The following is a 22,491-nucleotide window of genomic DNA, read 5'->3' on the forward strand; positions in this document are numbered from 1 at the left end:
CTTTCAACTTCACAAAAACATCAATAAGGTTGAAATTATATAATTAGCCTATGTTGCTTGTCAGCCTTACTTGCTAAAATCATTCTAATTTACGCGAACCAATTGAATGAATATGCATATCTGGGTAGATGCCGATGCGTGTCCCAAAGTAATTAAGGAAATCTTGTTTCGTGCTGCAGCCCGTACGCACACTTCACTAATCTTAGTGGCCAATTCCTTTCTTACTTATCCTAAATCACCTTTTATCCGCTTTGTGCAAGTCGTTAAAGGCTTTGACAGTGCAGACCATTATATCATTGCCCATTTAAAACCCTTTGATTTGGTCATTACCGCCGATATCCCCTTGGCAGCAGAAGTTATTGCCCAAAAAGGCTTGGTGATTAATCCTCGTGGAGAAGAATATACTGAGAACAACATCAAACAACGTTTAAATTTAAGAGATATGCACGAACAATTACGGGCAGCTGGACAATACTCAGGCGGCCCTGCCGCATTAAGCATCAAGGAAAAAACCGCTTTTGCTAATGCCTTAGACAGATGCCTGGCAAAGAAAGGACAAAAATAACGGCCTCCGTTTTACAGCTTACCCGCAGAATCCAAAAGAACAAATAGGCTGGTTCATTTTGACCTGAGAAATCATCATTTTTTTTGATAAGAAACCTCCACAAATTTTTTCGCCTACGTACCGCGCTTTATGCGCAGTATCCAGGAAAACTTGCTTTAGAAAAACTCGGCAGTATCTTAAGGTATCGTTCTGGATAGCGCGCATAAAGCGCAGTATGCAAAGAAATTCAAATGAAAAAGTAAAGAACCTTAGGTCGAACGACCCGACCTCACTATTTGAAAGTCAGCAAATTTGACAAATAATTGCCCGCAACCTAGATTTTAAATATGCTCAAAAGGATGGTAAAACTGCATGAAGCTGCTTCGGCATATCCTGTTTCTTGTTGTTCTATTAACAGGGAATTCACCCGCTTACAGTGACAGCATTATAGTAGGAGTTTCACGATCTGCGCCTCCTTTTTCTGCTGTAGATGGCAGCAATCATTATTTTGGTTTTTGCATCGATCTGATGAATGAAATTTGTAAACGTCTCAATGTAACATGCGAATACAAACCAGTTACCATGCTCAATCAAATGGATGAACTGAATTCGGGAAACCTTGATCTCACTTTTCCACCAGGCCCAATACCTGCAGACGCATTACAAAACTACATTTACAGTTTACCCTATATGACAAGTGACGGGCAATTTTTGACCAATTCTTCAAGTATAAAAACAATTGCAGATCTTAAAAACAAAAGAATAGGGGGTCCTAAAAGCAAGCGACCTTGAAGATATTCTTTTGCTTTATACAAGCAAAGATAATATAAAAAAATATCCAAAAATTTCTTTAATGATCATGGCATTACTCAATAACGATGTCGATGCAATCATAATGAACATCAATATGGTTAAGTATCTTACCATCAATAAAGTAATGAACTTTCAAACTGTAGGACAGCCTATTGTTCTGGGAAATGGATATGGAATCGTCGCACTTCCCAAAAATACCGATCTCATTAACAGGATAAATGAGATCTTGTTGCAAATAGAAAATGATGGAACGTATACAACTATTTATAATAAGTACTTCGGACCCTAATTTGTAGCCCTATGCAGTATAGGTTAAACTGGCATTCATTTTCAAAGATACAGGATAAAATATGCCAGATAGCATTCATGTCGAAAAAATCATCACCCTACAGAAAAACGCCATCGGCCAATGGAAAGCTTCGGGTATAGTACATCAACACGAAAAATTTTATCGCCTGGTTGAAGAAAATCATGCTTTTAACTACCAACTATGGCATGCAGAAGATAGGGCTCGTCGTGATGATCAGGGATATGAGTTTGTATACCAAGCGAAACGAGAAATTGACCGCTTCAATCAATTACGTAATAACCGCATGGAAGCAATGGATGAATGGCTTTTCAACCAACTGCAACCTGCAGATTATCATACTTGTCCCGTTCATTCTGAATCACCGGGAATGATCATTGACAGACTTTCTATTTTATCCTTGAAATCTTATCACATGGAACTGCAAACCAAGCGTGAAGACGTTGTGGAGGAGCACCGGAAAAACTGTACTCATAAATTAGCGATTATTAATCAACAATTGGAACAATTAGCCCAGTGTTTCAAGGAACTACTTGAAGACGTAAAAGCACAAAAACGTACTTTTAGAATCTATCATCAATTTAAAATGTATAATGATCCTAATCTAAACCCCGAATTGTACTGCCGAAAGTAGGGTAATGATTTAGAGTGGTATCGCTCAATGAATGAGTCAGTATTGGGTCTTGTGGAGGTTTTTTAGGCTTTGAATTTCGAGGAGAAAAGAAATTCCAAAAAAGTGAATCGTGTCGGGACAGGGAATCAGAGGCTTTACTTTTACGCTCACGTGATTCCCCTTGCGGCTGGGTTTTTATTTTATCCATCGACTCATCGCCTGGAGCAGTTCCTTCTGTTGGAGTAGCGACAACCTGTCCTTTAGGCGGACGACCCAGTCCGCGTGCCAAAGCGCGCAGTCCAAGAATTAATGAAAACAAGACGCCACTCGCTATCGCCAATGCCCCCATTACCGGCGTATCATGATAATCTCCTTCGAAATCAACTTCCTGACAAGGGGTCATTACAAAATTAGAGAAATTATTCCCCTTGGATAAGCCCGAGAAAAAAGAACGGATAACTTCCAACCACTCTTGAACAAAAGTCTGCGGCGAAGGATCAGGTTTCAGTCCATCTTTTAATGATGCATCAAAATCCTCTGCAGTTAAAATCTTAGCATCCTTTTCCTTTTCTATATTTTTCTTCATCTCCAGAATTTGGTCGTAAGAATGCTCTTTTTCAAGCTCTACTTCTCGTTTTTGCATATGCTGATAATGCGCATGCAAGGTATAGGCCATCATCCCAATCATGAATACCAGACCAGAAACGATAAATATAGCCAATAAGGCGGGGGGGAAGCTCACTGCGGCGATTGAAAATACTGCGGTAACCGTAAATAAGATTTGGGTCAATACACCATAAGCATATAACCCATACTTTATTCCTAGCAAACCTGCGGTTAAATAACTGTGCGTTGTTTGATCTTTTAATAATTGCCGCTCTTCTTCAAAGTTCTTAATTAACTTACATACCTCTCCTTTCAATCTTTCGATTTCGAGTAAATCTGGCGCTTTTTTCTCTTTTTTGTCTTGCAACTCAAGCAATTTGGCATAAGTCAATTCCAATTCTTTGGTTGTGAGTGCTAATTTACATCGAGTTTGCGTCGCTGCGAGGCGTAACTGAAAATCATATTCTTCATAAATTCGTGAAATAACACAGGAGAGTGTATAAATCGCACCAATGATTGACATAGCGATAAGAAGGTGTGGTGAAAGAACAGCAAGGCTGACCACCCCAACATAAAAATATAAACCATCGAGTAAACCACCTGTCCCTAACGCTAAATAAGCATAAACTCGGTCTTCATCAGACTGATATTCGATTTGTGATAAATAGTATTCTCGATCTAATGGGGTTAAGGAACTCAACTGTTGGATTTCAATTAAAAGCTCTTTATTTTGATCCATTTGCTTTTTACGATGCTCGACCATGCTACGTATCCAAAATCGGTTGGCAGCAGCAAATATACCTAATGCCAATCCAACAGGGACAATCATATACTTAAGGTCCATGCCGCTGATCAGGCTTAAAATTTGCACTGTGCTTCGCCAACCTTTGTAAGCATTTTTCAAACCCTTCATTACATCGCGAAAATAGGGCCAAGCGGTCGCTATGAATTTTTTTACGGAATCCTTTTCTTCTTTCTCAAAAACACTTGCCAGGAAGGAAAAAGACACTAAAAAAATTGCTTCTGCAGCAATTGCAGCAATTCCTTCGGGAGAAGTGAGTATTTTGTGTATGTAATCAGCATCAGTCTTACGAATAAATACTTCCATAAAGTATTTAAACATGCTGTACGAGGAACTTAGAGAATCTACAACGGCATATGCATGGTAAATGTAACGGTTTTTATCGAGTTTTTGAGCGAGGAGTCTACTTTGCGCGTCAATACGGCCGGCGATTGCCAAGAGAAAAACAAGTTCTTCTGATTTTAAAGGTGAATCTTCTTCGCCGTTAAGAGACATTCTTACACACAGAAAGGGCCGTGGGTTAGGATGGGGCGGATTATATGTATCATTGATCTTGATGTCAATAATCGTTTCATCATGAATCAAAAAGATACAAGTTTATTGCAATCCGATAAAAGAGATCACACGCAGTTCGTACAAAAAATATTTCATTAAACCTACTTACGGGTTGTGACTTAGGAGGCAAACCTGCTACGATATTGCACTAAATATTAAAACAACTCAGGAAAGAGGATTCAATGAGATCAATACTTGCTCTCTTTATTTTGGCAGCACTAATGACTGGACCTGTTATGGCATCAAATGAAGCACAAATTTATGGCTATGTTGAGAAAGTTTCGTTTCCCGAGAAAGATTTAACCTTATCAGCAAAATTAGATACTGGAGCTAAATCCGCATCATTAAATGCAACCAATATCACTGAAATTACTAAAAATGGCGTGCCCTATTTACGTTTTATTGTTCCTACTAAAAGTGGGGAATATGTATTTGAAGCAGAATATAAAGGTCGAGTAAAAATTAAAGTCCGTGATGGAGAACATGGATCAGAGATAATGGAACATGCACCAATCAAACGCCCTGTCGTCCTACTTAATTTACAGCTTGGAGATAAAGTTAGAACAATTAAAGTGAATTTAACCAATCGCAAACGTTTCATCTATCCGTTGCTTTTAGGAAGAGATGCAATCATTGCTTTTAATGGTGCAGTGAATCCAGCACTCACATTTACATTAAGAAATCAGAGTTTTAAGAAACAATGAAAAACAATACGCGTCATGTTTATGGACTTATTTTCACTTTATTGATCCTTGGGACAGGAATTTTTTTGTATCGACACTTTGTACTCGATGTGCCTTTAACTGACACAGAAACGATAAACAGTTGGATGGTTGAATCCAACTTGCGTTTTGTTGCAGATCCCAATACACCGATTAAAGCAAGTTTTAATATTCCTTATTTACCGCCACATTTCGCTATTCTTGATGAATATTTCGTATCAAGAAATTATGGTGTCACAACAAACTTAAATGGAGATAACCGGGAAACAGTTTGGTCAATTAGACGTGCTCATGGCCCGCAATCTCTATATTACAGAGCAATTTTTCGTCAAGCTGAAGGAAATGAATCACCATTAGCAACTCCTCCAGCTGCCAAAACCCAACCGCTTGAAGAAAGCCAAAAATCAGCTGTTGAAACCATTACCAGCCAGGTACGGCAATCCTCCGCAGATATTAAAACCTTTGCCCAGAGTACTATTAAAGAGCTGAATAAAAAAGATGGAAATGCCAAGTTACTGACAAGCAATGATTTTAGTGATGAACACCTTATCAATGCAGCAATTTTAATTTTGAATCAGTCTAAAATCTCTGCTATTCCAGTAAAAGGAATTTATTTGTCCCAGAAAAGCAAAGCCGAGTTAAACTCATTTTTAGCCGTATTTAATGGTAAAAGCTGGATTTATATTAATCCTAGAACCGGTGGCGCGGGTCTGCCTAAAGACTTTCTCATTTGGCAATATGGCAATGAACCTGTATTTAACGTAGTTGGCGGTAAAAAAGCTCAATTTAGTTTAACCGTATCTCCCACTCCCATAAACGCCTTGAGTATTGCCAAATCACGAGGCTTGCAATCCGATTCACAACTGTTGCGTTTTTCATTATTGCAACTGCCAGTCAATGTGCAGGAAACTTATAAGATTTTATTAACAGTACCGATAGGTGCCTTTATTATCTTAATTCTGCGAAACTTTATCGGGATTAAAACCTTTGGGACTTTTATGCCGGTTTTAATCGCTTTAGCCTTTAGAGAAACCCATGTAATCTGGGGAATTTGCCTCTTTGTCATTATTGTATCCTTTGGTTTATTGGCGCGCTTTTATCTGGATCAATTAAGGTTACTTTTAGTACCGCGACTCGCGGCCATTCTTACCGTCGTGATTTTACTCATGATCTTTATTAGTGTATTCAGTCTCAATCTTGGATTGGATGCAGGACTATCGGTTGCCTTATTCCCTATGGTCATTTTAACGATGACCATTGAACGCATGTGTATTACTTGGGATGAGCGGGGCGCTTCAGAAGCCATAAAATCGGGTATAGGCAGTCTGGTTGCCGCGGTTATTTCTTATTGGGCAATGAGCTATGAACCCTTACAATATCTAATCTTCGCTTTCCCTGAATTGGTTTTAGTTCTTTTGGCTTTAATATTGTGGTTCGGACAATATCGAGGATATCGATTGTTCGAATTGAAGCGCTTTAAATCACTTGCGGGACATGTAGAATGATTACCCTGTTTCGCCGTTTAAAAAGTCATGGAATATTAAGCATTAACCAGCGCAATACGGATTTTGTATTGCGCTACAATCCACGAAAACTGTTTCCTCTGGTTGATGATAAGTTAAAAACAAAAAAGCTGGCTCTAAAGTCTGGCATCGCGGTTCCACCTTTATACGATATCATTGAAACGGAGCAACAAATTAAAACTATAGAGGAACGCTTAGAGCCTTATACTGACTTCGTGGTGAAACCCGCACGTGGCTCTGGCGGCGATGGTATTTTAGTTTTTAAAGATAAAGTCTATGGCCGTTATCGGCAAATTAATGGAAAACTTACCACAGCCCAGGAGCTTAGTTATCATTTATCGTGCCTGCTTTCAGGAGCATATAGCCTTGGCGGCTCTTCAGATTATGCAATTATCGAGAAACGAGTAGTAGTAGACCCCGTATTTGCCGAAGTAAGCTACGAAGGTATTCCTGATATTCGAATTATTAGTTTATTGGGTTATCCAGCCATGGCCATGGTGAGACTTCCGACTCGTTTGTCCGGTGGAAAAGCAAATTTGCATCAGGGAGCAATTGGTGTTGGAGTAGACCTCGCCACTGGGAAAACCCTGGGCGGAGTATTTCACAATGACATCATCGATTATCATCCGGACACGTTGAATCCCATTGTAAATATAGAAGTACCCTATTGGAATAAAATACTCGAGATCGCCTCCAGTTGCTATGAACTAACTGGTCTGGGTTATCTTGGTGTAGATATCGTCCTTGATAAAGAACAAGGGCCTTTAATGCTCGAACTGAATGCGCGTCCAGGCTTAAATATTCAAATCGCAAACAGGGAAGGAGGCTTAAAGCGCTATCGAGCGATCGAAGCACACCATCAAGAACACCCTAATGAGACAGTTGCTGAAAAAGTAGCCTTTAGCCGTGAACATTTTGCTCGCATGAAGTAAACGTAAATTTTTCTCGAAATTTTATCGCCATACCTATCAATAAGCACTAATCGATGGCTTCCTTGCGATACCCCAAAAATATGTTGTTCTGCAAGTTATTGTTTATACTGGTGCGCTCACTAAAATTCAGATCAATATCACTATGGTTACTATCTCACTTATCTTGACGCAAGTAACACTAATTTATGGGGATCCCCAGACAAATTGAGTTACCCCACTGAAATTTAAATAGAATATGATGTCGTATTGCCAATACCTTTTTCATTTTCATCCACAGTGACGTCAGCATATTTTCTTTTCTTTTTATTAGAATTTCCACTGAATTGAAACGTTGGACGCCAAGTTGATTTCATCTTTTCAAGACCGCTTTCCTCAGCCTCTGAATGCTCCTCTTCTTCCAAACTCTGAGGATACTCCTTCTCCAAATCCTGCGGATACTCTTCTTCTTCCAAACTTTGAGGGTGCTCTTGTTCAACGGCATCAAAATTAAAACCGGGAGTTAGGATTTTTTCATGTTCATCAAAATCAGGACCAAATGTTACGCTCGCCTCATCCATATGCTCTTTCTCAGAAGAGAAAACTGGCTCCGCAAACTCATCTAAATTATAACCAGGAGTTTTGGGTATCACATACTCCATATTAATTCCGGCTTCACCCCATGTAGCATGGTAATAATATTGGGATTCATTAAAATCAGCTACCACCTGCGACAAGGTCGTAGGTGAAGCGCTATAATCATAATCTTCATAAAAGGCAAGAATTTCTTCACCTGGTTGAATTTCACGGGTGGTTATATAGGAATTGGTTTTAAAATCAAAGCGAACATTCGCTTCATGTTCCTGCTTCGCCCCTTCGAGGCAATAGGCTTCTGATGCTTTTTCTTTAATATAAAGATATCCACCCTTACTGGACTGCACTAAATAATTTATATCAATACCTTGCTGCATGGCCCACAAGTTCATCTCATTGCTCCTTTTAGGAACATCATCCCTTTGCTGACCAACGAGCTGGCATAGTGTTTTTTTCGCTGGAATTTTCTGTCCACTAAATAAAGAGTAACGATATTCTCCTTTCCCTCGCTCTGTAGGTGCGATCACTAAATGGTAAGGTGAGTTTCTTTGCAGTTCCATTTTTTGATTTTTTTGAAAGCGCGCCACATCTTCTAATTGGTGCAAATCATAAATTTTAGGATCTGAATTTTTATCCAAATACATTTGCTTCTTAGCTTCTTTTTTTCGCATATCTGCTCTTTGAGTTAGCAAGCTGAAAAAATTTTTTATTTCTTCTCGCGTACTCATTGTACTTGTTGTCAGCTCTTGATCTTGTGTTTTAGCCAAGTCATGCAGGACTTCAACCAAAGTTTGTGGTTGGCGTATGATTTGAGGACGCGCTTTTGTAAAATATTCATCTCCATAAGAAATAGTCAACTCATCAGCAAAAGCAATTCTTCGGGTTGCAACATAATAGGCATGGTAATCAAATTGAGTATTTCCGAACTCATCTTTTTGTTGATGGCAAATGACTTTTACTTTTAAATTGGGCGTTTTCGCATGGTTCACCCAGCGTGTACTTGTCCCTGCTTCCAACAAATCAATTACTACAGCATATTTATCTTGATCATCTAAATTCAATTTCCAAATAAAGGTAGAATTTCCTTGATACTCTTTGACCAACCGATCTATCTCGGTATTAGTTCTAATACCGAATAAATCAATACCTTTTATTTCCCCAACAATTTCTCCTTTCTTAAATGCTTTGCCAGCATATACTGCCAGCTGCTTGGGACCAAGATTAGGAGCCGCAGCTATAATTACATCCTTATCATAATCTGTGGATAGATAATTAAAGCCTGGCTGGCAGCAATGATTCTGCAAATAATGACATAGCCTGAGTTGGGACTCGCTCTCCTCGGGGAAAAAAACTAATTGTTCTGTACTCATTTCCACAGCAGCTTGCTCTCGATCTACCCTATTTAAAAATTTAACGGCTCGTGTCATTTTGATTCTTCATAATTGGTATTTGCGGCGAATTTTAATAAAAAAAAATAGTCTGTCCAGCTATTTGTTAGACGAAAAGACTCTTTGCGATTCTATTTGTAAGTTAAAATAGATGATTCACTTCAGATTATATTGTGATAAGTCATATTGTGACGTTCACACATTTTGTTGAAAATGACGATCGCTTTAGCGCCCATGTCTTCAGCAAAGGCATTTTTCAACTTAGTGAACAACTTCTATCAGAACCCTCAGGGGTTTTATTGTGGCTCTGTTTGAGTGCAGCATACAACTCTTGTCGTGCTTTTAGCCAGTCAATAGTCTCTTCCCTAATTTGCAACACTTCTTTTGTTGCAATTTGATTCATTTCTTTTTGTTTCAGACTCCAGAACAATCCGTTAATACTATATCCTTGAGCGAGTCGCTTTTGTGCAGGAGTAACACATGCTTCTTTAATTTGATTTAAACTATCTTTTTGCTTTGCCTGGAGATCCTGTAAAATTTTTTGCTCTTCTTCTAAAGTCTTACCTAATTTTATCAATCCCTTTTCGTTCAACTCTGTATGTAATTCCTGTTCAATAGTATCAATGGTTGTCTCAGGGGCCATACGTCCGAGGCGAATATTAGGAATATTGTTGGCAGAAGAAACAAAAAATCTTTTAACAGAACCAGCGCCAGTCTGAGCAAAAATACGACTATACATAGAGGCTATCCTTAATAATATAATAATTAACCATTATGTCATTATTATTTTCACAAGGCAATTCATGATCAGTCTTTAAAAGAATGGTCATTTTGTTTTCAATTTACCTTAGATATGATATAACTTTGACAGAAATAAGCATGTTGAGGATTTATATGTTTTTAAAAACGCTCTTTCGTCCAACCATTCCCGCCAAGCCAATGCCCCCAAAGAAATGGCTTGATACACAATTTAAAGCGAGTGGGTTAGATAAACGTTTTCCTCAACCCCTGCGCGACAAAACGCAAAAATCCGCAAAAATATTTTATAATCAACATTATTTTACTCATAATGATACCGATGCACCTTTTTCTCTACGTAGAGCATTAACCAAAATACCCGCAATCAACGTTTCCGGAGATAGAAATGGTGTGTTTCAAAATGGAATCTCATTTCCGCAAGCACCTGATTTTTTTGCACGCATTCCATTAACACATCCCGAACTTTTATCTCCTACAGAACGATTGTCTGCAGGGAAAAAAATTGTTTTTTCCAATAGCTCTGTTTTTGCTTCAGGCGGCTATCCTGCAATGAATGGAAGAAAGATGAAGAAAAACCCCTATGATGTAGGGATCTTTTCCCTTGCGGGTGCCACTTTTGAAAATCCTTATCTGCATTATTCGTTATTCATGCTGGATCCAATAAACTCTAAAATTGATAATCCAATGTTCGCCCATTTATTTAAAAATCTACCAACTGATTTTAAAGAGGCGCAAACATCCCTTGGCCCCCATGATTCAAACGAATTTCTTACTCGTATTCGAACTGGATTTCCATTTCTTGCACGTTCAGCTCCTAACAAATTTCATTCATCTTTTACTAAAAAAAATGCGGTACTTTTTATATCTGCTGCATATTTTCGACATCAGTTGGAAGATATTTCGATGCTGCTTACTGCAGTTAATGAAGCGGCTAAAGAAGCAGGAAAACCTGCTTTATTAAAAGCTACTGCAGTAGGGATGGGTTTTTTTGCGAAAGTGAATGGTCAATATGACATACAACATCTTCTTTATCCCTATTATCTTCGTGCATTTCAACAGTTGCTGCAGGAAAACTCTTATCCTTGGATTGCAAAAATTGAATTCCCCACTTTTAGTGAGCAGTTTCAAGAACAGTTTGCCTCCATTATGGATAAACCAATTGAACACATTGAAGTATATCAACAATATCGGGATGTCCTGGAGTTTACGGAAGAAGAAATTGAACACTATTTTGCTTGTGCAGTTAATCCTTCAGATGCGTTTGCCTATATAGGAAACGAGTGGGGATTTGGTAGTGTAGAAGCAATGATAGGGTTAAACTCATCATTGCGTATCGATCAAATACCACTAGCAAATCCCTTGCTGCTTGACTCTGACCATCATATTCCGGTCAAAATCAGCAGCACGTTTGACGCTGAGCTAGTAGACTTAAAATCCAAGAGCTTACAATTGTAATGCGCTTGTTGCTTCCAAGGCTCTGCTAATCGCGCTCAGAATTTGTGGTTCATGTTGAAAAAATCGTTCTAACATGTCTTTAGGCATATCAGCGTATACTGTTTTGCAAAGCGCAACAAATGTCTGCTCCGCATTGTTGATCAATAACCAGGTAAGAACATCTTTTTCAGTAAGTAAATCACTCATGCGCATTGATTTTGGCAGCTCAGGATTATAGTCATGCATGACATTAGGTACTAAACCGCCACTCATGAATTTTTCTCTGTATTTGGGACACGTAGAAGCAATAAACTGGCTGAATGGAATATGTTCCACAATGAGCTCTTCATTTTCATTATCATGTCCTTCACTTTCAATGCCTGTTTTATATTTTAACATCATGAGTGACGTTGATTTACCATAAAACTTATGTATCCATGCGTTCTGTGCTTGTGATTTATTTTTGTCCATAAAAACCATTAAATCTTTTAAAGAGGTACAAGCACCCCATCCAAAAGGATCTTTATTAAATCGTTGATACTCGCATACCGTGGAATGGCGAACATTTAGCAATTGAGTCTTTGGAACACGGGGAAGAATGCCGCCTTGTTGGTGAAAGATATCAGGAGCTCGTCCATCTACACGTACAAGTAAAGAAGTTTTTTGAAGTTTTATTATTTCATTTCCGATTACAGGGTCGCCCATCTCTAAAAAACGTCTACCAATGCTTGCCCCTTTATCAAAAAACTTACAAGAATAAAATTTTGCGAACATAATCCCCTCAAATTACTAAGCTAAAATTTAGATTGAAGGAGATTATATAAAAGAAATATTAAATAAATATTAAGCAGTATGATTAAATAAAAAATAAACTACTCTTTCTGTCCACTTGCTATGCTTCTTTATGCTGTATCCCTTGTGCATGTTGAATAAATAACCGCTTTATAGAGGTAAATCCATTACATAAACTTAAACCCAAACCACGCAGAGCAACAAGTGGTGTAAAAGAATTACTGAATAAACGTTTGAACCCTTCCATCAACATGATAATTTGCCATACCTCATGTTTACGCTCACGCTGATAAGCGCCTAATGCCTTTTTGGATAAAAGGGTATCTTGGGCTGCATCCAAATGCCGAATCCAGGAACTTACATCAGCCAGCCCAACATTTAAACCCAAACCTGCTAAAGGATGGATCGTATGTGCTGCATCGCCAAGAAGCAACCAGCGGTCGCCTGTATACTGTTTCACATGTCGCATCTGTAATGGAAACTGATGACGCGTGCTGATGACCTCTACCCGACCTAGCTTTTTAGCAAAAGCCTGTGTCAAGGACGCATTAAATTTTTCATCTGAAAGACTCATTAATTTTTTCGCATGCGTGGGATCGGTGGACCAAACTATGGAGCATTGATATGCATCGGCAAGCGGTAAAAATGCCAAAGGACCATCTGTATGAAAGACTTGATAAGCCGTTTGTTGATGCGGCTTTTCGATAGATACAGTAGCTACCAATGCATGCTGATCATAAGACCAGCTGGTTAGAGGCACTTTAAGTTTTTGCCGTGCTGGTGAATTGGCGCCATCGGCGATCATTAATAATTGTCCTTCCCAAGTCTGTTGAGTACTGCATACTTTAACTCCTGCTTCCTCACTAAATAGTTCCTCGACACAATTGTCAGGAAATAAATGAATGGACGATTGTGCGGAAACTTGCTGCAATAACGCTTCTTTTAAAATGGACTCTTCAACGATGCTTCCCAGATTCTGCGCGCCAACGTAACGAGAATCAAAATCAATATACGCTCCACTTGCTGCGTCCCAAACATACATACGACTGTAGGGAGAAAAACGTTTCTTGTCTAAATGCTGCCAGGCATTTAATTGCTGCAACAGTGTCTGTGACGCATGATTAATCGCATAAACTCGAGTATCGGAGCGTTTGCTATCAACTTTTAATGAACCCGCATCAATAACTGCTACAGAGTAACCACGCTGCGCCATAGCCAAGGCAGCGGCTAAACCTACAATACCGCCGCCAATGATTAATACATTAAATTGCAGACTCATTTCTTTTCCTTCATAACTGTTCTTGTAGCTTTGGCAAAGCAATTTCACAAACCAAATCAGGAATTACTCCCCCAAACCCTCGTGCATATCGTGCTAAAAGGTTCTTCAAAGCAGGAATATTATCAAGAGCCATCAATCCTAACCCACGGGCTACACCTAACCCTGGAAAACGGCTGGTAAACACTTGAATTAAACCATCTGTTAACCGGGTAATGATTTTTTGATCATGCGATCTTAATCGCACATAATGGTGCAACATCTCTGCATTAAGCCCTTGCTCAGCAATACATTGGGCTAAAGTAGCCACATCTCTAAGCCCCAGATTAAACCCTTGCCCTGCTACTGGATGCAATGTATGGGCGGCATTACCTACAAAAACTACTGGCCATTTGATTTGCATTGGCATTAAAACTTGTTGTAAAGGATAAGAAAAACGTTTGCCTACTTTAGCAAAACGACCCAAGCGATAACCAAAAGTCTGTTGTAACTCTTGTAAGAATGCAGCTTCGGTTAAAGACAACAAGTGTTCCGCCTCTTTGGGAGAAACAGCCCAAACCAAAGACATTCTGTTTTCTTGCATGGGTAAAAGTGCCAAAGGTCCACGTGCAGTAAAACGCTCATAAGCACGATGCTCGTGCGGCTTAAGCAAGCCCACATTAGCTACAATCGCGTGTTGACCATAAAGCTTAGTCTTTGCCGGTAACGAACAGAAACGACGTACTGCAGATTGCGCACCATCTGCGGCAACAATAAGACGTGCCGTAATATTTAGTTCTCCGGAATCCGTGAGAATTGTTGCCAAATGGTTCTCATAATCCAAAGAATGTAAGCTCGCTGGAGCAATAAGCCGGTCATGAGATAATAATTGATGCAAAGCTTGATTTATATGTTGCATTTCCGCAACGTAACCCAAAGGGGCATTTAACTCTCCTTGCAGGCGCGATATCCCAAAATGATGTTGATCAGAAACATGGATTGTGTTTATGGCCGTTGCATGATCCTTAAGGAGATCCCAAACTCCAAGCATATTTAAAATACGCCGACTTGCGGGTGAGAGCGCTAAGGAGCGGGCATCAAAATCAGATTTTATTTTATCACTAAATGGCTTGGCTTCTACCAACAAAGTACTATAGCCTAATTCTTGTAAAGCAAGCATTAAGGTTGCACCGGTTAGACCACCACCTATAATCAATATATCAATTTCTTTATTAATCACGCATTAATGCCTCAATCTCATGTACCTCCACAGGCAATGCCGCAGTTAATACTTCATGGCCTGTTTTTGTTACAACTACATCATCCTCAATACGCACACCAATACCACACCAGCGTTTATCTACTCCTGGAATATTCGAGCTAATGTATAACCCAGGTTCGACAGTTAAAACCATTCCAGGTTCTAAAGGGCGCCATTCGCCATTAATTTTATAAAGACCACAATCATGAACATCGAGTCCCAACCAATGTCCAGAATTGTGCATGTAGAACGGTTTATAAGCCTCTTTAGCAATTAGCTCTTCCACATCTCCTTGTAAAATGCCCAACTCCTTTAGCCCTTCGGTTAAAATACGTACCATAATTTGTTGCACTGCATTCCAAGGCAAACTGGGTTTAATTGCCGCGATTCCAGCTTTTTGTGCTTTGAGTACCAATTCATAGATATTCTTTTGTTCTGGGCTGAATTTACCATTGATGGGAAACGTTCTCGTAATATCTGCAGCATAATTTTCATACTCGCCTCCTGCATCAATAAGTACCAAACTGCCTCGATGTAAGGGTTTACTATTTTCTGTGTAATGTAGAACACAAGCATTTTCACCACAGCCTACAATAGGATCATAGGCTACACTGCGGCAACCATGGCGACTGAATTCATAAACAAGCTCCGCTTCCAGTTGATACTCATGTTCCAAATGTTTGCAGCGACGCATTGCATGCTCATGCGCTTTAACAGAAATACTTGCTGCTCGGCGCATTAATTCCAGTTCAGCGTCACTTTTAAATAAACGCATTTCACCGAGTATAGGCTCCAAATCACACAACTGGTCAGGAACTTTAACCCCCCGTCGTACTTGCTCCTTAAGCGTCACCAATGAGTGCATGATTGTTTTTTCGATTTCTGAGTTTCGCGCAAGAGCATAATAAATCGCAGATTTTCCATTTAATAATTTGGGTAATTCTTCAGCAATAGTGTCTATTGGAAAAGCCGCGTGCATGCCCAGTTCAGATAAAGCCCCATCTTGTCCTAGACGTTTTCCAGTCCATTGCTCTTCTGCGGGATTACGTGAACGATTAAATAAAATACTTTGGGGATTTGTTCCTGTGATGAGAACCAACAATGCATCAGGCTCATTATATCCAGTTAAATAATAAAAATGGCTATCCTGTCGAAAACGATAATGCGCATCACCATTACGTAATACTTCATGAGCAGCAGGAATAATGGCGATACTGTCATTGGGCAGTTTCTGCGCCAATTTGTTTCTTCTTGCTTGATATTCTTGTTGGGAAATCATAATAACATCCTTTTTAATGAGTTATTCCAGTATGACCGCCACGCTCTTTCTCATTCATTAATAAGTCACTGTGTAAGCGAAGCACGGCCATTCGTGCGTACTCGCTGACTTCCATTAACGCACGTTCATCTTCTTCATCCACATCCAATGTATCACAATCAAGTTCAGCAAATTCAATAAGATGCTGAAATGCATCTTGTGCTTCTTCTTCGTGAAACTGGTTGGCGCTAATGCCAGCCAGAGTCAGGGCTTGGGTAAAACCTTCACACCATTCACTAAAAGCTTGCGCTCGCACCAGCAAGGATTCCTCATCATCAGGCAGCATCATTTCAAATTCAAAATCCATCGTATTAATTTGTTGCTGGCTTATAGAAAAAACAGAAAACATGGCTAAAACAGCATTCCTGCTGGCTTCATCTTTTTTATTATTCAATAAAGCACGTAAATAGGCCTCGCCTTGACTGTCAGCACCGGCACACAGGTAGCCACACATCATTCCATGCAATAAACTGGCAGATATGTGCAACACCAAAACATCAATCGTTGCAGAAAATTCATCATAATTGGGCAAATGCAAATGTTCTCTTTCTTCAGACATATTCAACTCATTTATAGAAAATACCCAATGATAACCGATTTAACGCAAGCGTTCACCCTACTAATTGCTGCTTGCGAGCAAAATTGTTACTATTCATATAAGCTCTCTATGGAATTGCAAAGGTCTTATTATCATGACGCAGATGAAATCGTGTACTGTTAAACTACTAAATAAAACTTATGAAATTAAGTGCCCAGAAGGCGAAGAACCTAATTTACTGCTTGCCGTGCAGAAATTAAATAACCAAATAATGATTAATAAAAAGAAATCAAAGCATCTGGACAATTTCCAAACATTGTTACTTGCTGCACTTGATATCAGCCATGAATTAATATTATGCAAAAACAAACAAGCGCATCAGCAACATCAGGTGACACAATTTATTAACTCACTAGAAAATAAAATCAACAAAATGGTGGGTGGCAGTGAGATGGCGGAATGTATTCCAGACTTTGATTAATTTTACTGCAAATTACAAAAGTGCTTCTGCCTTCTATAAAGCAGGAAGATACTCTCTGAATAAGAGGAAACCAATTTTGATTAAAAGGACTTAAAATGAGACGCCAATGGTATATAGGGTTTGGGGTAGCTTTATTAATTATGCTCGCCCTATTCGCTATGTTTCATAGCATCAAATGGTTTATCGCTTTTCTTATTCCCATTATCATAATCTGGATCTATGATCTGATTCAGAAAGAACATACCATCCTGCGTAATTTCCCAGTCTTAGGCCATGTGCGCTATTTTCTAGAATTTCTTCGTCCTGAAATTCAACAATATTTTATTGCCACTGATGAAAGCGAACTCCCATTTAATCGTGAAACACGTTCGCTCATTTATGAACGTGCAAAAAATACTCGTGATACAGTTCCATTTGGTACGGAACGCGATATTTTAAGCGTGGGTTACACATGGGCTCTCCACTCTCTAGCTCCAAAACATCATTCAGAAGTGGAATCAAGAATCATGGTGGGAGGACCAGATTGTCTGCAACCGTATAATGCCTCGCGATTTAATATTTCCAGCATGAGCTTTGGCGCACTGTCTGGCAAAGCAATTATGGCTATGAATAAGGGGGCGCTCATTGGCGGTTTTTACCAAGCTACCGGCGAAGGGGGATTAAGCTCCTATCATTTGCAAGGCGGTGATCTGGTATTTCAATTCGGGACAGCCTATTTTGGTTGCCGCGATGCGCAAGGAAATTTTGATGAGAAAGAATTTGCCGTTGAAGCCAATCGTAAAGAAGTAAAAATGATAGAAATTAAGTTATCCCAAGGAGCCAAACCTTCTCATGGAGGCATATTACCTGCCGCCAAATTAACCGAAGAAATCGCTAAAGTAAGAAAAGTATCTATGGGTCATGATGTCATTTCCCCAATTGCTCATTCTGCTTTTACTACCCCAGTAGGGTTACTGCATTTCGTAAAAAAATTACGGGACTTATCGCATGGAAAACCCATAGGGTTTAAATTATGTTTAGGCCGTAGAGATGAATTTCTTGCCATTTGTAAGGCCATGTTGAAAACCAACATCTTACCTGATTTTATCACCGTTGATGGAGCAGAAGGGGGAACAGGCGCTGCGCCGGAGGAATATGTTAATTTTATCGGTACCCCTTTAGAAGCAGGTTTAGTCTTTGTGCATAATGCGCTAGTAGGAATTAATGTACGTGACAAAATACGTATTATCTGCAGTGGTAAAGTTGCAAATGGATTTGATTTACTTACCAATATCGCCATGGGCGCCGATATGTGCAATGCGGCCAGAGCCATGATGATGGCTGCAGGCTGTCTGCAGACCAAACAATGCAATGCAAATACTTGCCCTACAGGAGTGGCAACACAAAATAAACGATTACAATATGGCCTGGTTGTCGATCAGAAAAAACATCAAGTAGCCAATTTCCATAAAAACACCATGAAAAGCTTTTTGGAAATGGTGGGGTCTCTTGGTTTAGATAACCCCAGCGATTTGAAACCTAATCACATCATGAGACGAGTCAACGTACAAGAGGTTAAATCCTTTAATGAAATTTATGAATATCTTACACCGGGCCAACTATTAGGCTCTGATATTCCCAAGACTTATAAAGCTCATTGGGAAATGGCTGATCCTGAAAAATTTTAATTTTAGAGATCATAAAATAGCATAGATTATTACAATTCCAAGTTTGGTTTCTGAAGCTTACTTAACTCTATAAAGAAAAAAATTCTTGCAATCAAAATGAATTGCAATAGCTCTTTATATTATTTTTTAACAATATAAGCACTATTAGAACATTGAAGAACCTATTTTAGCCTATACTTTTTATACACGTAGTATATCGAATTAGGTGATAAGATGCGACATAAAGTAGCAAATCGCAGAAAAAACACGCATTTCAAAAGGGATTTTGATCAACTTAATGGATTATTTACTGAATTGGAAACATCGATTGAATCCTCTCTAAAGGAAGATGAAATGGAGGTATTTGAAGCTTTGGATACCCTAGAAGAAAACCTGGATGATTTAAGTTATCTCACAGAAAATGCAACACATGATGACCCGCTTAGGAATGGTAATTTCTTGGAAGCCGAGCTTCCAGACGCTCTTCGGATCCTTATTGCTGGATTTCGCCCGTTCAAAATCGATGATTTCAAAGCACATTGTCAAAACTTGATAAATATCCATGGCTTTTCAAAATTTCGCGAAGCATTTGATGCATTATTCCTTCATGATGAGCATTTAAACAAGCGTGAAATGAGGGCCATAAAACATATAAACCGATATCTAATGAATAGAATGATGGATACTTTTGCGTCCATCACCACTGAAGGCTCAAGAACTTACGCTCAAAGTATTTTGGAAGTACTGAATAAGCCTGATGAGTTTTTTCGAGAAAACGCGCTGGCAGCAGCTACAAAAGACAAGTTCCAAAAAGCAAAGAAACTGGCAATTAAAGCAATTGAGGCTGAAACTGCAAAACAAATAGCAGAAATAGAACGACAAGGGCTCCCTAAAGAGGAGATGGAGGAAGCAATTGAACACGTCAAAAAGAAATCATCAAAGCAAATAACTGCTATTGAACAAATGGAAACAATGCCTAAGGAACTGGCTATTAAGGCAATTGAGGCCGAAACGGCAAAAAAAATAGCAGAAATAGAAAAAAAAGAACTCTCCGAAGAGGATATAAAAAAAGAAATTGAACAAGTCCAAAAGGAATCTTCAGAGCAAATAGCTGCAATTGAGCAGATGAAACCTATACCTCTTGACTATTATGTTGAAGCAGAACGTCGCAAAATGCTCGTCGAAGCGCAGCGTGCGAGAGCGCTCTTTCAGAGCTATGATAAAGTGGCTGATTTTGTGCTCAACGACATTCTTGCAAAAAAAACAATGGATGAACGAACAGTTACCGTGGAGCGTTATCTTTTAATGGCTGAAAAACTGGTTGCTCGAAAAAACTTTGATGCCGCTTGTCAAATTTATGCCGCAGTGCAAAAAACCCCTGTCTATCGTTTGGCAAAAACAAAAGAGGGACTATCAACGCATACACGAGAAGTTCTAGAGGATCTTGATAAGTTATTTAATAAAGTAGTTGACCTAAGGGCGCGTTGTGAACAAGATGATGCATACCTTCCCCTGAATTTTACCGTGACTGATATTACCTTCAGTACGGATGAAAAAAACTCATTTGTTTTGGATAGTGAAGGAAAAATAGTCAAGGGCTGTAGCGGCCTAGCCGGTATGGATAAAACAATCGCAAATTGTCAGAAAGCAACTACCTCAACGTCTTATAACCCTGATTATATGCTGCTAGACGAAATAGACAGGAATCAAGCAGAACTGGCCTCAAAAACCCAAAAAGAAATTGACAAAGAGCACGATAAGATTTCACAGGAACTTGAACCCCGCGGTAATGCCCCCGAATCCAGCCCACTTCTTTCAAAGATGAAGTATAAAAAATTAATTCGTTTAGGGATCGTTGATCCACCCAAAAGAAGTGAACAGCACCATAAATTAGAAGAACTAATTCACACTTTAAAACATGGAATCCAAACTCAATTGACTCGTCTAAAAAACTTCCTTGTGAGGACCGACCCCCCAACAGTAAGCAGAACATCGTCCATTCTGGAGGAAATACAAGATGGAGTGACTTCGCTTTTTGATAAAGTTTCTTCTTTCTTTCACGATAAGCTTAGATCATTAACGCCTTCTTCGAAATTTAATAGAGAAGCGTTTTTTCAAATCAAAGAAAAATGGAGTTCTATAAACGAAGATAATGAAGATAGAGAAGATGAATATCTGTCACTATAGACATAAGACCAGTAGCATTCTCGACGTTAATCGAGATGGCCATGGTTATAATCAGCCCAGGAAGCATCCTGAAATCGGCGTTACGCAAGCCCAGCTTGAGCGAGGAGCAGTGTATTATCCATACATGTGCTCCTTCCACTTAATATTACACCCTATGCTCGGTTTTTGGTCGGGGCTTACTGGTTTTCCAGCAAGAATATTATCCAGGGCATTTTGTAAGTGGGAGCCAGTCACTGGTTTGTTATTCCCAGGTGTTGATTCATCCAAACAGCCACGATAGACACAAAACAAATCCTTATCAAAAACATAAAAATCGGGGGTACATGCTGCTTGATATGCTATTGCAACCTCTTGGGACTCATCGTATAAATAAGGAAATGGATAGTGAAATAGTTCCGCTTCAATTCGCATTTTTTCTGGGCCATCTGCAGGATATTTTTCTGCATCATTGGAACTGATCGCCACAAATTGAATTCCTTTTTTCTGATACATTTCAGCCAAATCTACGATTTTTGTTTGAATATGTTTCACATAGGGACAATGATTGCATAAAAACATAATCACCGTGGCAATGGGTGATTTAATCTGAGTGAGGGAAACCCATTGATCATTTCGAGTATCCACTAAAGTAAAGTCAGGCGCCTTGCTCCCCAGTGGAAGCATATTTGATGCAGTTGCTACCATCATAACCTCTTATGTTGGTTGTTCTAATAAAATACGGGAGAAGAATCTTTTAGTTGGCATAGTCAGGACATGGTAAACGATAAATTCTTGGGAATCAAACAGCCATTCTAGATTTTCATAGCGTTTGGCTCACTTAATCAAAAGTTTAATCGACTATTCTCAGTTTGCACTTCCCTGTTAGCCAAGATATTCGTTTCAGCTTGTAAGGTTGAAATATCCCTCCCAAAACTTCACCTAACACATTAAAGTGAAGAAGATACAGGGAAAACCAGCGCCATTCTTGACTTTGAGCGAGATGCCCATGGTATAATCAGCTTAACCCGATAGCAAGTGATTTTAGAACCAATGCTAACAGCATGGGAAGCATCCTGAAATCGGCGTTGTGCAAGCCCACCTTGAGTGGGAAGCCTGAACCGATTCATCCGCTACCCACTTGAACCTCAGGGTTCATAATCCATGTCTGTCGGGGCTATCTTATTAGTCATCCAAACAAAATTCTCAGCAAGTATTGCTTAGGCTTGGTTCCCACAAATCGTTTAACAAATGCACTGACATTAGAAAATTAATAACTCCTTTAATTAAGATCTGTTCTCCTTAATTCATTCAAATCCTATAAAGCAAAAAATACGTAGATTAATTCAGCTTTCTATAAGCTTGATATTCGATAATAAATAAGCAAATAAGTAATGTTAAAATTGAATTAAAAAGGAAGACTATGTTTTCAAGAATGATAAATAGATCCCGCACATCCTATCTACGCC

The 22,491-nt window shown here is 39.1% G+C and carries 20 protein-coding genes and 1 other RNA gene; 12 read left to right on the forward strand and 9 right to left on the reverse strand.

Annotated elements, in window-relative coordinates:
* The first annotated feature begins 112 nt into the window (after nucleotides 1-112).
* The 4 genes from DY223_RS16370 (at nucleotide 113) to DY223_RS16380 (ending at nucleotide 2,298) form a co-directional block, all read left to right on the forward strand.
* On the forward strand, nucleotides 113-565 hold the full coding sequence (locus DY223_RS16370; protein WP_058460806.1) for a YaiI/YqxD family protein: 453 nt from the start codon (nucleotides 113-115) through the stop codon (nucleotides 563-565).
* A gap of 351 nt (nucleotides 566-916) precedes the next feature.
* The gene (locus tag DY223_RS19560) at nucleotides 917-1,336 is read left to right on the forward strand and encodes a transporter substrate-binding domain-containing protein (protein WP_259293078.1); all 420 of its coding nucleotides are present in this window, start codon (nucleotides 917-919) and stop codon (nucleotides 1,334-1,336) included.
* Nucleotides 1,337-1,346: 10 nt separating this feature from the next.
* Nucleotides 1,347-1,646 carry a transporter substrate-binding domain-containing protein gene (locus DY223_RS19565; protein WP_259293079.1) on the forward strand — a complete coding sequence of 100 codons (300 nt, stop codon included), beginning with the start codon at nucleotides 1,347-1,349 and terminating at the stop codon, nucleotides 1,644-1,646.
* A 61-nt stretch (nucleotides 1,647-1,707) separates the two neighbouring features.
* On the forward strand, nucleotides 1,708-2,298 hold the full coding sequence (locus DY223_RS16380; protein WP_058460805.1) for a DUF4254 domain-containing protein: 591 nt from the start codon (nucleotides 1,708-1,710) through the stop codon (nucleotides 2,296-2,298).
* Here DY223_RS16380 and DY223_RS16385 read toward each other — a convergent pair.
* Nucleotides 2,264-4,180, reverse strand: a complete 1,917-nt coding sequence (locus DY223_RS16385; protein ID WP_058460804.1) for a hypothetical protein — start codon at nucleotides 4,178-4,180, stop codon at nucleotides 2,264-2,266. The two genes, DY223_RS16380 and DY223_RS16385, sit on opposite strands and share 35 nt — an antisense overlap.
* 242 nt (nucleotides 4,181-4,422) lie before the next feature.
* On the opposite strand from DY223_RS16385, the gene DY223_RS16390 reads away from it, so the two are divergent.
* Genes DY223_RS16390 through DY223_RS16400 form a run of 3 tightly spaced genes read left to right on the forward strand, consistent with a single transcriptional unit; the run spans nucleotide 4,423 to nucleotide 7,417 of the window.
* Nucleotides 4,423-4,944 (forward strand): ATP-dependent zinc protease family protein, encoded by a 522-nt coding sequence (locus tag DY223_RS16390; RefSeq protein WP_058460803.1) that lies wholly within the window; start codon nucleotides 4,423-4,425, stop codon nucleotides 4,942-4,944.
* Nucleotides 4,941-6,467 (forward strand): inactive transglutaminase family protein, encoded by a 1,527-nt coding sequence (locus tag DY223_RS16395; protein ID WP_058460802.1) that lies wholly within the window; start codon nucleotides 4,941-4,943, stop codon nucleotides 6,465-6,467. Before DY223_RS16390 ends, DY223_RS16395 begins: the two co-directional genes overlap by 4 nt.
* Nucleotides 6,464-7,417: an alpha-L-glutamate ligase-like protein gene (locus tag DY223_RS16400; protein ID WP_058460801.1), complete on the forward strand. Its 954-nt coding sequence runs from the start codon at nucleotides 6,464-6,466 to the stop codon at nucleotides 7,415-7,417. Before DY223_RS16395 ends, DY223_RS16400 begins: the two co-directional genes overlap by 4 nt.
* Nucleotides 7,418-7,641: 224 nt before the next feature.
* On the opposite strand, the gene DY223_RS16405 is transcribed toward DY223_RS16400, so the two are convergent.
* Together DY223_RS16405 and DY223_RS16410 are read right to left on the reverse strand one after the other, a co-directional pair.
* Nucleotides 7,642-9,414 (reverse strand): SET domain-containing protein-lysine N-methyltransferase, encoded by a 1,773-nt coding sequence (locus DY223_RS16405; protein ID WP_058460800.1) that lies wholly within the window; start codon nucleotides 9,412-9,414, stop codon nucleotides 7,642-7,644.
* A gap of 217 nt (nucleotides 9,415-9,631) precedes the next feature.
* Nucleotides 9,632-10,114 carry a hypothetical protein gene (locus tag DY223_RS16410; protein ID WP_064115064.1) on the reverse strand — a complete coding sequence of 161 codons (483 nt, stop codon included), beginning with the start codon at nucleotides 10,112-10,114 and terminating at the stop codon, nucleotides 9,632-9,634.
* Between the two features lie 155 nt (nucleotides 10,115-10,269).
* Here DY223_RS16410 and DY223_RS16415 point away from each other — a divergent pair, with 155 nt between their 5' ends.
* Nucleotides 10,270-11,589 (forward strand): hypothetical protein, encoded by a 1,320-nt coding sequence (locus DY223_RS16415; protein ID WP_058460799.1) that lies wholly within the window; start codon nucleotides 10,270-10,272, stop codon nucleotides 11,587-11,589.
* Here DY223_RS16415 and DY223_RS16420 read toward each other — a convergent pair.
* From DY223_RS16420 to DY223_RS16440, 5 genes are all read right to left on the reverse strand, one after another.
* Nucleotides 11,578-12,342 (reverse strand): hypothetical protein, encoded by a 765-nt coding sequence (locus DY223_RS16420; protein WP_058460798.1) that lies wholly within the window; start codon nucleotides 12,340-12,342, stop codon nucleotides 11,578-11,580. The genes DY223_RS16415 and DY223_RS16420 overlap by 12 nt on opposite strands.
* A gap of 118 nt (nucleotides 12,343-12,460) precedes the next feature.
* Nucleotides 12,461-13,639 (reverse strand): UbiH/UbiF/VisC/COQ6 family ubiquinone biosynthesis hydroxylase, encoded by a 1,179-nt coding sequence (locus tag DY223_RS16425; RefSeq protein ID WP_058460797.1) that lies wholly within the window; start codon nucleotides 13,637-13,639, stop codon nucleotides 12,461-12,463.
* 10 nt (nucleotides 13,640-13,649) lie between these two features.
* Nucleotides 13,650-14,855: a 2-octaprenyl-6-methoxyphenyl hydroxylase gene (gene ubiH, locus DY223_RS16430; protein WP_058460796.1), complete on the reverse strand. Its 1,206-nt coding sequence runs from the start codon at nucleotides 14,853-14,855 to the stop codon at nucleotides 13,650-13,652.
* A complete protein-coding gene (pepP, locus tag DY223_RS16435; protein WP_058460795.1) occupies nucleotides 14,848-16,155 on the reverse strand; it encodes a Xaa-Pro aminopeptidase in 1,308 nt (435 codons plus the stop codon). Before pepP ends, ubiH begins: the two co-directional genes overlap by 8 nt.
* Before the next feature lie 13 nt (nucleotides 16,156-16,168).
* Complete coding sequence (locus DY223_RS16440; protein ID WP_058460794.1) at nucleotides 16,169-16,753, reverse strand: UPF0149 family protein; 585 nt, start codon at nucleotides 16,751-16,753, stop codon at nucleotides 16,169-16,171.
* A gap of 133 nt (nucleotides 16,754-16,886) precedes the next feature.
* Here DY223_RS16440 and DY223_RS16445 point away from each other — a divergent pair, with 133 nt between their 5' ends.
* The 3 genes from DY223_RS16445 to DY223_RS16455 all read left to right on the forward strand — a co-directional run bounded on the left by DY223_RS16445 (nucleotide 16,887) and on the right by DY223_RS16455 (nucleotide 21,046).
* Nucleotides 16,887-17,213 (forward strand): cell division protein ZapA, encoded by a 327-nt coding sequence (locus tag DY223_RS16445; protein WP_058460793.1) that lies wholly within the window; start codon nucleotides 16,887-16,889, stop codon nucleotides 17,211-17,213.
* A 95-nt stretch (nucleotides 17,214-17,308) separates the two neighbouring features.
* Nucleotides 17,309-18,880 (forward strand): FMN-binding glutamate synthase family protein, encoded by a 1,572-nt coding sequence (locus DY223_RS16450; protein ID WP_058460792.1) that lies wholly within the window; start codon nucleotides 17,309-17,311, stop codon nucleotides 18,878-18,880.
* A 213-nt stretch (nucleotides 18,881-19,093) separates the two neighbouring features.
* Entirely contained in the window at nucleotides 19,094-21,046 is a 1,953-nt protein-coding gene (locus DY223_RS16455) for a RasGEF domain-containing protein (protein ID WP_058460791.1), read from the forward strand.
* 114 nt (nucleotides 21,047-21,160) lie between these two features.
* Here the strand turns inward: DY223_RS16455 and DY223_RS16460 are convergent, their stop codons facing one another.
* Complete coding sequence (locus tag DY223_RS16460) at nucleotides 21,161-21,730, reverse strand: thioredoxin family protein (protein ID WP_058460790.1); 570 nt, start codon at nucleotides 21,728-21,730, stop codon at nucleotides 21,161-21,163.
* A 314-nt stretch (nucleotides 21,731-22,044) separates the two neighbouring features.
* On the opposite strand from DY223_RS16460, the gene ssrS reads away from it, so the two are divergent.
* Nucleotides 22,045-22,205: non-coding RNA, 6S RNA (ssrS, locus tag DY223_RS16465), on the forward strand.
* The last annotated feature ends 286 nt before the right edge of the window (nucleotides 22,206-22,491 follow it).

Origin of the sequence: Legionella bozemanae (assembly GCF_900450575.1) — a bacterium.
In the GTDB taxonomy this organism is placed as follows: domain Bacteria; phylum Pseudomonadota; class Gammaproteobacteria; order Legionellales; family Legionellaceae; genus Legionella; species Legionella bozemanae.